The organism is Stenotrophomonas sp. SY1 (assembly GCF_021202945.1).
Taxonomy (GTDB): domain Bacteria; phylum Pseudomonadota; class Gammaproteobacteria; order Xanthomonadales; family Xanthomonadaceae; genus Stenotrophomonas.
In genome coordinates, this window is the sequence record NZ_JAJOYR010000001.1 from 1,690,911 (window position 1) to 1,706,262 (window position 15,352).

General features: G+C 65.0%; 8 protein-coding genes. 5 read left to right on the forward strand and 3 right to left on the reverse strand.

Translation table 11 applies throughout. The annotated features are described in order from the left end of the window. Window positions 1-2 precede the first annotated feature (2 nt). A complete protein-coding gene (locus tag LR961_RS07010) occupies window positions 3-3,395 on the forward strand; it encodes a PilC/PilY family type IV pilus protein (protein WP_232147691.1) in 3,393 nt (1,130 codons plus the stop codon). 4 nt (window positions 3,396-3,399) lie between these two features. After that, complete coding sequence (locus LR961_RS07020; protein ID WP_269670558.1) at window positions 3,400-3,801, forward strand: type IV pilin protein; 402 nt, start codon at window positions 3,400-3,402, stop codon at window positions 3,799-3,801. Window positions 3,802-4,177: 376 nt separating this feature from the next. On the opposite strand, the gene LR961_RS07025 is transcribed toward LR961_RS07020, so the two are convergent. From LR961_RS07025 to LR961_RS07035, 3 genes are all read right to left on the reverse strand, one after another. After that, on the reverse strand, window positions 4,178-6,880 hold the full coding sequence (locus tag LR961_RS07025) for a TonB-dependent receptor (RefSeq protein ID WP_232147692.1): 2,703 nt from the start codon (window positions 6,878-6,880) through the stop codon (window positions 4,178-4,180). A gap of 504 nt (window positions 6,881-7,384) precedes the next feature. Continuing rightward, a complete protein-coding gene (locus LR961_RS07030; protein ID WP_232147693.1) occupies window positions 7,385-8,056 on the reverse strand; it encodes an energy transducer TonB in 672 nt (223 codons plus the stop codon). A 462-nt stretch (window positions 8,057-8,518) separates the two neighbouring features. Next, complete coding sequence (locus LR961_RS07035; protein WP_232147694.1) at window positions 8,519-9,244, reverse strand: SIMPL domain-containing protein; 726 nt, start codon at window positions 9,242-9,244, stop codon at window positions 8,519-8,521. A 131-nt stretch (window positions 9,245-9,375) separates the two neighbouring features. Here LR961_RS07035 and LR961_RS07040 point away from each other — a divergent pair, with 131 nt between their 5' ends. Genes LR961_RS07040 through LR961_RS07050 form a run of 3 tightly spaced genes read left to right on the forward strand, consistent with a single transcriptional unit; the run spans window position 9,376 to window position 15,306 of the window. After that, the gene (locus LR961_RS07040) at window positions 9,376-9,972 is read left to right on the forward strand and encodes a Maf family nucleotide pyrophosphatase (RefSeq protein WP_232147695.1); all 597 of its coding nucleotides are present in this window, start codon (window positions 9,376-9,378) and stop codon (window positions 9,970-9,972) included. Window positions 9,973-9,977: 5 nt separating this feature from the next. After that, a complete protein-coding gene (rng, locus tag LR961_RS07045) occupies window positions 9,978-11,468 on the forward strand; it encodes a ribonuclease G (protein ID WP_232147696.1) in 1,491 nt (496 codons plus the stop codon). 19 nt (window positions 11,469-11,487) lie between these two features. Beyond that, window positions 11,488-15,306, forward strand: a complete 3,819-nt coding sequence (locus LR961_RS07050) for a YhdP family protein (RefSeq protein WP_232147697.1) — start codon at window positions 11,488-11,490, stop codon at window positions 15,304-15,306. Window positions 15,307-15,352: the final 46 nt, after the last annotated feature.

Below are 15,352 nucleotides of genomic sequence, written 5' to 3' on the forward strand. Positions count from 1 at the left end.
TCATGAAGCGCACAAATATCAAGCAAAAGCAGGCTGGTGAACTTCACCGTCAATGGTGGATTGCTCCGTCGGCGTTTCTGGCGACCTTGTTGACGACGCCGGCGCATGCGGGAATCGTGATTCCAGACGATCCGTTGACCACGGCCGCGCGTGTTGCGCCGAATATCCTGTTCATTCTTGATGATTCGGGCTCGATGGCCTGGCGCAACATGAACAATCGGGACGTGTCAGCGATCACCGGGGCGAGCAGTTTCGAAAGCACACCCGACAGGGACGGCGTGACCAACGGCACCTCGTACACCAGCGAAAGTACCGAAAATGCAGCGATGTACATGCAGGGTTATGCGACCAATTCGCTGTACTACAACCCGGCGGTGGACTATTTGCCCTGGATGCAGGCCGATGGTACGCGTGTGACCGGAGGCCAGAGTTTCACGGCGGCATACAGCGATACGCTGGATATTCCGCATACAGGTGCTGGAACCAGCAGTGGAACCCGAAATCTGTCGCGCTATACCCAGACCTTCTATGTGCCGAAGGATACGGCGAACAGCAGCGGGACTTACCTGAGTAACGTCGCAAACTACTATCGTTACCAGATCCTGGCCGGTGGCTCGATCTATAGATCCGAGTATCTGGGCTATACCGCAGCCAACACCCCGTCAACGGCGGGTTCCCAGGGGTGCTCAACGTCGAAATCAGGCTCTGCCTGGCGCAACTGCCAGTCGCGCACGCCTACCGGGCGCACGGAAGACCAGGAAAAGGCGAACTTCGCTACCTGGTACTCCTATCATCGTACCCGCACCAAAGCTGCAAAGGCGGGTGCTGCCGAGGCCTTTGGCTCACTCGACAGCAAGGTCCGCGTGGGCTTTCGCACCATCTGGAATCGAAAGAACTTCGATATCCCGGTGGGTGACGGCAACGACGGCCGCTTCGTCAACAATGTCCGCGACCTGACCGTTCCTGGCAGCAAGGACACCACTTCGCGCAGCACCTGGTTCAACCGTCTGTACGCAGCAGGTGCCCAGGACGGAACGCCGCTACAGACGGCATTGGATAGCGCCGGCCAGTATTTCAGTCAAACCGGCGCCTCCGGGCCCTATGGTCCGGAATTGGGTGACGCACAGCTGTCCTGTCGACAGAACTTTGCCATCCTCACTACCGATGGCTACTGGAACACCAGCGTCGTTGATCATGGCAACGCCGACGGTAGTGCTGGTTCGGTGATCAAGGGCGCGCAGGGCAAGACATACACGTACTCGCCCGCCGCACCGTTCACGGATGGCTACTCCAAGACCCTGGCTGACGTGGCCATGAAGTACTGGAAGACCGATCTTCGTACTGAAGACTCCATGGGCAATGCGACCAAGCCGGAGAACAACAACGTGCCGACCTCGGACGCAAATCCTGCGTTCTGGCAGCACATGGTTACGTTCGGTATTTCGATTGGTCTGAAAACCACGAAGGGTTGGTCCAGCTTGGAAGACGTACCGGCCGATCCCGAATGGCCAGACCCCGGCACCAGCAGGCCGAATACCGACAAGGCTGAGCGCATCGACGACTTGTTGCACGCAGCGGTGAATGGCCATGGCCAGTTCGTTGCCGCTTCCAGTCCCGCCGAGTTCACCAAGGGGTTGGGCGCAGCGCTGGCGGCCATCGCCCAGCGCACGGGTTCGTTCTCCAACGTCGCCACCAACTCCACTTCGCTCAACACCGGCTCCCAGGCATTCAGTGCCAGCTACGTGTCCGGCGTCTGGACCGGCCAGGTGTTGGGCCAGACAGTTACCCGCGATGGCGTGAGTGGTGGTTGGACGTCCAGCGTGCCGGCGTTCGCCGATCGCAACGTGTTCACCTACAACTCCGACTTCCCGACACAGGAGCAGCAGACGGCGCTGGCACGCGATGGTGGTCCGGCGGACTACCCCGTGACAGGGGAGGAGAACGCCAATTACATCAAGGGTGATTCCAGCGGGGAAGAACGCAACGGCGGACTGTTGCGCAACCGGCCCAACACGGTGCTGGGAGATATTGTGGGGTCGTCGCCGGCTTATGTGAAAGAAACCGGCACCCTCTACGTTGGTGCCAATGACGGCATGCTGCATGCATTCGACGCCAGTAATGGCAGGGAGTTGTTTGCCTATGTTCCCGGCATTGTCAGCCTCAGTAAGCTTGCAACGCTGAGTCGCGGCGATTACGCCCACAAGTTTCTTGTCGATGGCCCGGTGGTGGCGACATCACGCAGTTTGACTCCCGGCAAGAACATTCTTGTCGGCAGCCTGGGCAGGGGGGGCAAGGGGCTGTACGCACTGGATGTCACCAGCCCAAGCACGGCCGATGCGGACGAAGTCTCCAAGTGGGAGCTCGCCGAGACGCCCGAGAACAACATGGGCTTGGTACTCGGCAGGCCGATTCTGAGCAAGGTGCAGGGCACAGCGGCGGCCGTGGTGCTGGGCAATGGCATCAACAGCGCTGGCGATAAGGCTGTGTTGCTTGTGATCAATGCGAACACCGGCGCGGTGATTCGCGAAATCGATACCGGTGTGGGTTCTGCAACCGCACCCAATGGCCTGTCCGCCCCCACTGGCATCTACGGGGCTGATGGCAAGACGCTGGCCTACGCCTATGCGGGCGACATGCTGGGCAACGTCTGGAAGTTCGACATGACCGACAGCAATCCGAACTCCTGGACTGCAAAGCTCCTGTTCAGCGCGAAGGATGGCAACGATGCGACCACAGCCAAGGCACAGCCGATCAGTGCGGGTGTGACGATTGCGATCCATCCACGCACCAACAAGCGTTGGGTGTTCTTTGGCACCGGCCGCTATCTCACCACCGGCGACGCTGATTCCACCAATACCGACGTGCAGAGCATGTACGGCTTCATCGACAGCGACGAGGCAATCGAGCGTTCGGAGCTGACCGAGCGTGTGGTCGAGATCACCAGTGCGACGGAAAGTGGCTTTACCGTACGTGCGTTCGAGGCCAAGGCCGCACTGCCTGCCGGTTCCAAGGGTTGGTATATCGATCTGCCGGACGGTGGCGAGCGGATTGTGCAGGATGCGCAGGTGGTTGCTTCATACCTGATCACTGCCAGCATGGTTCCCACGGGCAGTGCGTGTGATGCAAACGGCCGCGGGTATATCAATGCCCTGGATGCATTTACCGGTACCAGTGCAGGTGGTTCCTATTTTGACCTGGACAACGACCAGAGCACTTCCGACAAGACCGGCGGCTTGCCGATTGGCTCGGTGGATGCGGGCGTAGGCATGCCGACGCTGCCCAACCTGATGCGTGGCGTCACCCTGCTGGGTGGTAGCGGCGGGACCATTGGCACGCTGCGTACATTGACACCGCGTTGGGACCGTGTGTCCTGGCGCGAACTGAAGGTGAATTGATCGCATGAAGCACATCAAAGCGAGCCCTGAGTCAGGCTTCAGCCTGATCGAGTTGATGGTGGTGGTGGCGATCATCGCCATCATTGCCGGCATCGCACTGCCGAGCTACAACGAGCATGTGCGCAAGACACGAAGAGCGGCCGGCGCAGCTTGCGTCACCGCGGTGTCTCTGCGGCTGGAGAGGATCTATACGACTGATCTGAGTTATGCAGCGGCCCCGGACGATGCCGTGCTGGCCGCAGCGTGCGACCCGGATGCGCTGAAGTACTACTCAATCAGCAAGGTTGTCGATGCCAAGACGTACACGGTGACGGGTACGCCGATTGGTGCACACAGCGGCGATTCCTGTGGAGACCTGACTTTGAATCAGTTGGGGGTCAAGTCGCCGGCGACAGGTTGCTGGTAAGGGGCCTAAAAGGGGCTCGGGGGATCGCGCACAGCGCTCCTTGCCTTGCTCGTGGTTCTGATGCCACCACTGATCGGGTGGGGCAAGATCAGAGCGGATGAATGGAGACGCCTGCGGCATGCCGCAGGCGTTCTTGTTTTGACGGCGAGCCCGATGTGGTGGCTTCATGGAGGCAGACGGGGGCGGTTGATTGGCAGGGCTAGCGGCGCCGCTCGCAGGGCGCACCTTCGTACAGGCGTTCGATCACGCTGTTTCGGCGCAGTCGCCGACCAGGTGTGCCGGAGTCCTGGTTGCTATCGCGGTTTGCACGAACCTCACCATGCCGCTGCGTTGCGGCGGAATCACGGCGGCGCGCACGCCGCCGTGATGGTTGCGTTCAATTGAACGTGTACTTCGCACCCAGGGTGTAATAACGACCGACCGCGCCGCTGTAATGCAGCGGGTTGTAGTTGACCGCGCCGTAGGTGAGCGGGTCCAGCGGGGCGATGCGGTCGGTCACGTTCTGTACCGATCCGAACAGCTCGAATGCATCGGTGACGCGCCAGCGCCCGGACAGGTCGATGCTGTAGAACGAGCGCAACTCGCACCCGCGTGGTGCATCACTGCCATCCACATAGTGGTTGGCGCAGGTGTCGCCCTCGAACGCCACGTTGTCCATGCTGCCGATGTAGTTGGCGATGCCGCTGATGCTGAAGCGGTCCATGTCCCAGGTGATGCCCAGGTTGAAGCGGTCCTTCGGCGTGCCGATGCAGTTGGTCACATCGCAGTTGCCGTGGGTGCCGGCGTACTGGAACACCGAGCCGGTGCCGTCATCGCGTTCGTAGGAGTTGATGCGGGTCCATTGCAGGTCCATCAGCAACTTGCCGTAGTTGCCCAGCTCCACGCGCTGACGGATGTCGAAGTCGAAACCGCGCACCTTGGTGGAAGCGGAGTTGATGTAGTCCACGCTCACCGCCATCAACGTACCGCTGTTGGGAATGCCGGGCAGGTCGTTGTCCGAACGCACGCCGTTGCCCGCGGCCAAGGCCAGGTCGGTGTCGCCCTGGTTGATCTCGTTGGTGCGTTTGATCTGCCATGCATCGAAGGTGAGCGTGGTGGTGGAGGTCGGTTCCAGCACCAGGCCGACGGTGTAGCTCTTGGATTCCTCCGGTTCCAGGTCGGGATTGGCCGAGGTGATGACCGCGAGGTTCACGGCACAGTCGGCAGCGGTGGCGCCGGGCGCGGGCGTGCCGCCGGGGCAACGTACCGGGTCACGGGCGGTGCTGAATCCGGCTAGGCCGCCGTCGCCGGCTTCGGCCGGGCCGGGCGCGCGGAACCCTTCGGCGTAGGTGGCACGCAGTGCGATCCATTCGGCGGGCGTCCATTTCAGGCCGACCTTGGGTGTGGTTGCGGTATCGCCACCCTCGTACTTGTCCACACGGAACGCACCGGACAATTCAAGCGTGGGCAGCACCGGCGCGACCATCTCGGCGTAGGCCACCGCCACCTCCTGGGTGCCGTTGTAGGCCGAATAGCCCAGGCCGATGATGTCGCCGATATCGGTGTAGGACTGCGGGTCCAGGCGCGCTTTCTGGCGGCGGTACTCGGCGCCCAGCGCCAGGCCCAAGGGGCCGCCGGCCAGGTCGGCAAGGCTGCGCGAGGCCTTGAAGTCGATCATGTCCAGGCTGGTGGTTGCGTTGGCGTGGATGGTGGGCGAGATGTAGTCATACAACGCCTGCGAGTTGGCGCCGGCCTGGCTGCCGATGCGCCACCAGCCCACCGGGCTGTTGGGGTCGCTCAATGCGGTGCGCACGTGGCTGTAGCGGAGGAAGCCGGTGCGCTCGTTGACCAGTTGCGTGGCCGAGTGCAGATAGGCGGTGTCCACGTCCCATTCGTCCCAACGGCCTTTCACGCCCAGCAGGATGCGGGTGAACTCGTTGGTGTTGTCGGTGACCCGCGGGCCAACGTCGAACGCCGCATAGCGCAGCCGTGCATCCACGCCCAACGGGTTGTCCGGGTGGTCGGCGCCGAGCACGACCGCGCCCGGTCCACTGCTGGCGTTGACCGGGCCGCCGGGGTAGCCCCAGGTGCCGGATACGCCGGAAGGCGTGTTGTAGAAGGTGGTCTTCTTCTTGGAGTAACCGAACTCGCCGTACATCTCGAAGTTGTCGGTGAGCTTGAACGTGCCGCGCGCGAACAGGTTGGCGTACTCCTCGCTCGGGCTGAGGCTGCGGAAGTCCTGGGTCTGCCACAGGCAGCCGCCACCGACATCGGGCGGAGTGATGTTGGAGAACTGCGCGCAGCCGGGCAGGGACTGGAACAGGCCGGTGGCCGGGTCGCGGATGCTGCCCGCCGGCGAACTCCCGGCGACGGTGCCGTTGGAGGTGATGGAACCGGCGAGCGGGAAGAACTGCCCGCCGGCCACGCGCTCGTAGCCATAGGGGCTCAGGTCGCCGTTGCCGATCCACTTGCGGTTGCGACGGTCGGAGATGCGGATCTCATCGGTCTTGCTGACGTCCACGCTGACGAAAGCATTGAAGCCGTCCTCATCCATGCTGCCGGTACCGATGGTGAAGGAGGCCTTGCGCGCATCGCCATCGCTGTCGCCTGACAGTCCGTAGGAGCCCTTGAGAATGGCGCCGGTGAAGTCGCTGCGCAGGATGATGTTGACCACACCGGCGATGGCATCGGAACCGTAGATCGCCGATGCGCCATCCTTCAGCACTTCGACGCGCTCCACCGCGTCCATCGGGATCACGCTCAGGTCGGTGAAGACTTTCTGGCCGTCATCGGCCAGGCCGTAAGGTGCCATGCGTCGGCCGTTGAGCAGCACCAGCGTGGACGCCGCGCCGAGGCCGCGCATCGAGATGCCCGAGCCACCGCCGGCAAAGCCGGTGCCGAAGCTCTTGGGAATCGAACCGGCACCGTCGCTGGTCAGTGTCTGCAGATACTCGCCGAGCGTGGCCTTGCCGGTACGGTCGATGTCCTCGCGGCTTATCACCTGCACCGGCGAAGCGGTTTCGATGGAGGTGCGGGGAATGTTGGAACCGGTGACGGTGATCCGGTCCAAGGTGGTGGCTTGTTCCTGCTGCTGGGCCATCGCAAGCGGTGCGGCCAGGGCCAGCGCGATGGCGCCGGGAATGCGGAGAAGGGTATGGCGGGAACGGACGGGCCGGGGGCGACAGCTTGCCTGTTTTAGGGTCGGGTACTTCACGGTCATCTCTCCTGTACTGCGGAGTTGGTCCGCCCTGAGGCGGCCGGGGGGAGCGTTGACGGCCGCGAATCTAGGTTTTTTACAGGTGAGATAGAGGTGAAAAATCAATTAATAGGGGCGGTTTTCAGGTTGCCCGCAAGCCGAGGTTCAGATAGCCGGCATGTTGAAGTGATGCCCGAAGGACGATGCGCTTGACGCCATAGCGCCAAGCCACGCTCGGTAGAGGGGGGGGGGCGCCGGTACTACCCCAGCGCAGCACGGCTGCGTTCTGCAGGAGCCAAGTGGTTATGCCGGTAGTGCCGAGTCATGCTCGGTAGGTGTGCGGCTGATGCGGCCCCGTGTAGAGCGCAGCATGGCTGCGCTCTACACGGGGCCGTTGTTTGAGGGGACTCAACCCAGCTTGAAGTCCACCGGAATCAATCCGTACGCGCGTACCGGCCTGCCGCCATCGATGGCCGGCTGGAACTTCCAGCGACGCAACACCTGGTTACGTGCGGCGCTGTCCAGGCTGCGGTTGCCGCTGCTGCGTTCGATGCTCACTTCCAGTGGCGATCCATCTTCACCAACCAGTACACGCAGGATCACCGTGCCCTGTGCGTTGGCCAGCAACGCCTCGCGTGGATACGTCGGTGCGGGTGCGCTCCGGTAACGCAGCTGGACGCCTTCCAACGGTGTGCCGCTGCCGATGGCATCAGCCGGTGCGGCATTGTCGGCGGGCGGAGCGATGTCCGCCGGAGGTGCAATCACTGCTTCGGTCGCGAACACCGGCATTGGTGCTGTTTCCACAGGGATTGGCAGCGCCGGTTGGCGGGGTGGCGCGGGAGATTGGGTGACCTTGACCACTCTCTCTGGCGGCAACGGCGGGGGCGGGGGCTGCACCGGTTTGGTGTCGGGAACCTGCCAGCGGGACTTTTCCACCGCATCGCTGCGGATGGGGGCCTGGGACAGTGGAATCAGCAGCAACGCCAGCGCCAATGCATGCAATGCGATGGCGGTGCTGTAGGCGAAGATGCGGGACGGCTCGAAATGGACTGACGTGACGCGATGCTGCGTGCGGACCATGTTCCACCTCCATGCGTGGGCGTGTGACGAGTAACAACGCGCGGTGATGCAGGACGGGATTGCAGGTTCCCGGCCTGCAGGTGCAGTGCGCCTGCAAATGCGGACTTCGGCAAGCTGGGGAGGAATTGTTGGTTATCTACCGGACAGTTTTGGGTTGAGGTGATGGGCGTCATCGGGGTTCAAAGGCGTCCCTCTCCAGCCCAGTCGGCCCTCAGACACAGCAGTTGGGCGTTCCCCGGGGGCTACAGGCCAGTGGCGTTCAAACAGTCATCTTCAGCCCCCTGCTTGCGAAAAAGCGAGACAGGGGGCGCGGGGTGCCAATGTGGCCTGGCGGACGACGCAGCACGGCCGGCACTTTCACGAAGTGTAGGCGGGCCGCCCACTGCGTTGCGTGGATGATTGCTGCCTGCATATGACAACGGCGCCCATGGGCGCCGTTGTGGGGTGAGGACTGCGCCGGGGTCAGCGGCCCAGTTCGAACACCACGTCCAGGTTGACCGACAGGGTGGTTTCACCCGGCGACACGGCGGTGTCCATTTCGGCCTTGGCCGAGCGCATCATCATCATCGGCGCCGGGCGGAAGCCGCCCTGGCCGCCTTCGGAGATGCTGACAATACGACGCACGCGCAGGCCCAACGCCTTGGCGTAGGTCTCGGCGCGGGCCTGGGCCTTCTTCAGTGCGGCCAGGCGGGCCTCGTCATAGACCGGCTCGGGCTGGTCGATCTCGAAGCTGGGGCCGTTGATCTGGTTGGCGCCCTGCGCGGCCAGGCTGTCGAGCACCTTGCCCAGCTTGGTGATGTCACGCACCTTCAGGCTGACGGTGTTGCTGGCCTGGTAACCGGTTATCTTCGGCGCCTCGTTCTCGGCATAGCGGTACTGCGGGTTGAGGTTGATGCCGCTGGTCTGGATGTCGCGTTCGGCGATACCGGCGGCCTTGATGGCAGCCATCACCTTGTCCATCTGCACCGCGTTCTCGCGCATGGCGCTGTTGCCGTCCACCGCCTGGGTGACCACGCCGGCCGACAGGGTGGCCACGTCGGGCACGCGTCGCGCTTCAGCCTGTGCGGAAACGTTGAGCAGGGTGGCGTCGCTGGCCACGGCGGTGGGTACAGTTTGGGCGTGGGCGGTCATCGAAGCTCCCAGGGCGAGTGACAGGGACAGCAGCGGGGCGAGGGCGAGATGGCGCATGGTGGTCCTCCTTGAATGGATGTTGAGTTGATGTGCGGGGCGATGAACGGGTGGTGAGCCATCGCGGGGTTGGCTCGACTTTCACATCTTTGCCGATCATTCAGGTGGGCGCCGCAGGTTATCCTTCCGCGATGCTCTATCTTGCCTCCCGCTCGCCCCGGCGTAGTGAACTTCTGACGCGCCTTGGCGCGCCTTTCCGTATTTTGGACCTGGAAGTGCCCGAGGTACGTGGGGCAGGCGAGTCTGCTGAAGCCTACGTGCGGCGGGTCGCCCTGGACAAGGCGCAGGCCGGGCTGGCGCTGGTGGCCGACGATCCGCAGGCGGTGGTGCTGGGCTCGGATACCGAGGTGGTGCTGGACGACCGGGTGTATGGCAAGCCCGCCGATGCGGACGACGCGGCGGCCATGTTGCGCTCGCTGGCCGGGCGCACCCATCAGGTGATCACCGTGGTCGCAGTTGCCGGCCACGGCCGTCACGCACTTGAGACGGTGATCTCGGAAGTGAGCTTCGCGCCGATGAGCCAGGCGCAGATTGCCGCCTATGTCGCCACCGGCGAGCCGATGGGCAAGGCCGGGGGCTACGCCATCCAGGGCGGGGCGGAACGATACATCCGCCATCTGGCGGGCAGTTATTCAGGGGTGATGGGGCTGCCGTTGCAGCAGACGGCCGCGTTGTTGGCGGAGTTTGCGGCCGGGGTGGCAGGCGGTTCCATGGACAAGGGGGAGTGAGGGACGTGTCCGAAGAAATTCTGGTGAATGTCACCCCGCGCGAAACCCGCGTGGCGGTGATCGAGAACGGCATGCTGCAGGAGCTGCACATCGAGCGCGGTTGGCGCCGGGGTGTGGTCGGCAACATCTACAAGGGCAAGGTGCAGCGGGTGATGCCTGGCATGCAGGCCGCGTTCGTCGAAGTGGGGCTGGAGCGCGCCGCGTTCCTGCATGCCAACGACGTGGTGCGGCCGGCGCCGGTGGCCGCCGATACCGAGGAAACCGCGCCGAGCCTGCCGCTGCCCTCCTCAGTGCCGATCGTGGAACTGCTGCGCGACGGCCAGGACGTGGTGGTGCAGGTGGTCAAGGACCCGATCGGCACCAAGGGCGCGCGCCTGACCACGCAGATCAGCATCCCCTCGCGCTACCTGGTGCTGCTGCCGCAGTCGAAGATGGTGGGCGTCTCGGCACGCATCGAGGACGAGGCCGAGCGTGCCCGGCTCAAGGCACTGGTCACCGAGATCTCCGCCCAGCACGGCGGCTACGGCTACATCGTGCGTACCAATGCCGAGGGCCAGCCGGCCGAAGCACTGGCCGAGGACATCTCCTATCTGTCGCGGGTCTGGAACGTGGTCGAGCGCCGTGGCCGTGAGGCGCCGCCGTGCAGCATCATCTATGAAGACCTGAGCCTGCCGCTGCGTTCGGTGCGCGACCTGATCCGCAAGGACGTGGACAAGGTGAAGGTGGACTCCAAGGAAACCTTCGTCCAGCTCAAGGCCTTTGTCGCCAAGTACATGCCGGTGCTGGACGAGAAGCTGGAGCTGTACACCGGTGACCGCCCGATCTTCGACATGTTCGGGGTGGAGGACGAGATCGTCCGTGCCCTGAACAAGCAGGTGCCGCTCAAGTCCGGGGGGTACCTGGTCATCGACCAGACCGAGGCGATGACCACCATCGACGTCAACACCGGTTCGTTCGTCGGCCAGCGCAATCTGGAAGAAACCGTGTTCCGCACCAATCTGGAGGCAGCGCAAACCGTTGCCCGCCAGCTGCGGCTGCGCAACCTGGGCGGCATCATCATCATCGACTTCATCGACATGGATGATCCCGAGCATCGTCGCCAGGTGCTGCGCACACTGGAAAAGGCGTTGGCTCGCGATCACGCCAAGACCACCGTTTACGACTTCTCGCCGCTGGGTCTGGTGGAGATGACCCGCAAGCGCACGGTCGAGAGCCTGGAGCGGCAGCTGTCGGAAACCTGCCCGCAGTGCAGTGGCCGCGGCAGCATCAAGACCGCCGAGACGGTGACCTACGAAATCTTCCGCGAGATCACCCGCGCCGTACGCCAGTTCGATGCCGCGCGCTTGCTGGTGATTGCTTCGAGCAAGGTGGTGGCGCGTATCACCGACGAGGAGTCGGCGGCGGTGGCCGAGCTTGAGGAATTCCTTGGCAAGAGCATCCGCTTCCAGGCCGATGACCAGTACCTGCAGGAACAGTTCGATGTCGTGTTGCTTTGATCGTGCCAGCGTGGTTTGAGTGACCACGCTGCTGCGCCACCGCCTGCGTCGCTTCCGACGGTACGTGCTGCTTGCACTGGCCCTGTTGCTGGTGGGCGTGGCGTTGCTGGTGGGCACGATCAGCCAGTTGTTGCCGATGGTCGAAGCGCACCCGGACAAGGTGGCGGCGTGGTTGAGCGCACGCGCCGGCCTGCCGGTTGCCTTCGACAAGCTGGATACCCGCTGGACCCGGCGCGGCCCGCTGTTGCAGCTCGACGGGCTGCGCGTGGGCCAGGGCGATGGCGTGCGCGTGGGCCAGGCCGAAGTGCTGGTGGCGCTGTATTCGGGCCTGCTGCCCGGCGCTCCGCTGACCGAACTGCGGCTGCGTGGCCTGACGCTGACCCTGCAACGCGCCGAGGACGGCCGCTGGTCGGTGCGCGGCCTGCCGCCCACGCAAAGTGGCGGCGATCCGCTGGACACGCTGCGGCGGCTGGGCGAGTTGCAGGTGATCGGCGGGCAGTTGCAGGTGCAGGCGCCCTCGATCGGTATGCAGACGCGCATCCCGCGTGTGGACCTGCGCCTGCGCGTGGACGGGCAACGTCTGCGGGTGGGCGCCAAGGGCTGGATCGATACCGCCGCGCCGCCGCTGGTGGCGGTGCTGGATTTCGAACGTGCGCGTGGCGATGGCCAGGCGTGGCTGGCGGCCGAGCCGGCCGACCTGGCCGCGTGGTCACCGTTGTTGCGCGTGGCCGGCGTACAGGCACGCCAGGGCAAGGGCGAAATCAGTGGCTGGGTGCAGCTGCGCGATCATCGCGTGGTCGCGATTACCGCTGATGGTGAACTGGAAAACGTCCAGTTGGCCGGTGCAGCACTGGCCGGGGACACCGACGTGCCGACGGCCAGCTTCAACAGTCTGCAGCTGCGCGCGCGCTGGAAGGCCACCGATGACGGCTGGCGCCTGGATGCACCGCGTCTGCGCATCAGTGACGGCAGTGGCACGCAGACCCTCGACGGCCTGCTGCTGGCCGGCGGCAAACACTTCGCGTTGCAGGGCAAGCAGCTCGATGGCGGATTGCTGTTGCAGGTGGCCGCATTGAGCGACCGGTTGGAGCCGGGGCTGCGGCGCTGGCTGCACCAGTCGCGGCCGACGCTGCGCCTGGCTGACGTGACCATCGCCGGCACGCCGGATGGCCCGCTGCGGGCGCGGGGCGAGCTGCTTGATGCCAGCTTCGCACCGGTTGGCCGCAGTCCTGGGCTGAGTGGTTTGCACGGGCATTTCGAAGGCGACGCTCAGGCAGTGTCGCTGGGCCTGCGCCCGGATCAACCCGTGCGCTTCGACTGGCCCACCGGTTTTGGCGTGCTGCACGAGTTGCGTCTGTCCGGGCAACTGGTTGGCTGGCGCGAAGGCGCTGGCTGGCAGTTCGGCACGCCGGCGCTGCGTGTGCAGGGCATCGACTATGCCGCCGACGTGCGTGGCGGCCTGTGGTTCCAGGGCGACGGCACGCGGCCGTGGATCAACCTGGCAGCCAAGATCGACGATGTTCCGCTGACCGCCGCCAAGGGCTTCTGGGTGCGCTCCAGCATGAGCCAGGCCGCCGTGGACTGGCTGGATGCGGCGCTGGTGGGCGGTACCCTGCGCGGCGGTACCGGGCTGGCGGTGGGCGACCTGGATGACTGGCCGTTCAAGGGCAACAACGGCCGCTTCGAAGCGGGCGGGCGCATCAGCGACGGCAGCATCCATTTCCATCACGACTGGCCGGTGATGCGTCACGTTGATGCGGACATCAACTTCATCGCCAACGGCTTCGACCTGCACGGCAAGGGGGAGCTGGCCGCGGTGAAGGTGGACAAGCTGCAGGCCGGCATCGCTGATTTCGGCGAGTCGCGCCTGCGCGTGCAGGCAACTACCCAGGATGATGCAGGCCGCCTGCTGGCGATGCTGCGGCAAAGCCCGTTGCAGGCCAGCTACGGCGACACATTGAACAATCTGGTGGTCACCGGGCCAGTGGCGGTCAACTTCGACCTGCTGCTGCCGCTGCGCCGCGGGGAAGGCGCTGGCCATCTCAAGGGCGATGTGGACCTGCGTGGCGCGCGCCTGGCCGACAAGCGCTGGGACATCCAGTTCGACAACGTATTCGGCAAGGCCCAGTACAGCGGCGGCGGCTTCGACGCTCCGGCGTTGCAGGTGCGCCACCAGGAACGCGACGGCGTGCTGGCCCTGCGTGCCGGTGAACAGGCCAGGGACCCGGCCAATGCCTTTGAAGCGGAACTGACCGCCGCGCTGGAGGCGGGCAAGCTCTTGGATCGGGCGCCGGAACTGGCCTGGCTCAAACCTTATGTGCACGGCACGTCTGCCTGGACGGTCGGTGTGACCCTGCCCAAGGCGGCGACCGGCAGTCGGGCCGTGCCGCCGACGTTGCTGACCCTGCGCTCGGACCTGCAAGGCACGCGCCTGCAGCTGCCGGCCCCGCTGGACAAACCCGCCGCCGACCCGCTGCCGACGCGGGTGCAGGCGGCATTGCCGATGGGCGCCGGTCGCATCGATGTGGCGTTCGGCAAGTTGATGGCCTTGGCCGCGCGCAGCCAGAACGGCAAGACCGGCGTGCAGGTCACGATGGGCAGCGACCAGGTCGATCACGAGCCGCCCGCCGATGGCCTGATGGTCAACGGTCGTACGCCCACGCTGGACGCGCTGGAGTGGATTGGCCTGGCCAGAGGCGGCGATACGAAAGGTGAAGGCGGCGTTTCGCTGAAGCAGATGGACGTGCTGGCCGACCAGCTGCTGCTGATCGGCGGGCGCTTCGCCCAGACCCGCCTGCAATTGCGCCCCGGCGCCGAAGCCACGGCCGTGCAGCTCAGTGGCCCGGCGTTGTCCGGCAGCCTGCATGTGCCCAGCGCCGACGGCGGCACCGTCAGCGGGCAACTGGATCGCGTGCATTGGCAGCCGGCCAAGGCGGCCACGGTCGAGTCCAGCGATACCCCGCTTGAACCGATGAACCCGGCCAGGATCCCGCCGCTGGCGCTGGATATCGAGGACCTGGCCTTTGGTGCGGTCAAGCTGGGCCAGACCCGCCTGCGCACCCGGCCGCTGGCCGATGGCCTGCAGGTGCAGGAATTGCAGATCCGTGCGCCCAAACAGCACATCGAGGTGCAGGGGCAATGGCGCGGCATCGGTGCCCAGGCCACGACCCAGGCCAGCACCAACGTGCAGACCGAGGACCTGGGCGATCTGCTGGAGCGCCTGGGCTATGGCGGCCAGCTGCGCGGCGGCCAGGGCCAGATGCAGTTGCAGGCAGGCTGGAGCGGCACGCCAATGGCCTTCAGCCTGGCCAACCTGGAAGGCGGCCTGAGCATGAATGTGCGCAACGGCCAGCTGCTGGAAGTGGAGCCGGGCGCCGGCCGCGTGCTCGGCCTGCTGAGCGTGGCGCAGCTGCCGCGCCGCCTGCTGTTCGACTTCCGCGACCTGTTCTCCAAGGGCCTGGCCTTCAACCAGGTCGAAGGCCAGGTGCGCTTTGGCGGCGGCCAGGCCAGCACCGACAAGATCCTCATCGAATCCTCGGCGGCGGATATCACCATCCGCGGCCAGGCCGATCTGCGTGCCCAGCAGTTCAACCAGACCATCGACGTCAACCCGCGTTCAGGCAACCTGCTCACCGTGGTGGGCGCCGTGGCCGGTGGCCCGGTGGGCGCGGCGGTCGGTGCAGCGGCCAATGCCGTGCTGGGCAAGCCGTTGGGAGAGATCGGTGCCAAGACCTACAAGGTCACCGGGCCGTGGAAGGACCCCAAGGTCGAGGTGATCGACCGTGACACGGTGCGAACGCCTCCTCCGGTAGTGGTTCCCGATACCACCAACCCCTGATTCCTGCCGGCTTGCTTCGCTGCGGGCCTGCCCCCATCTGGAATGT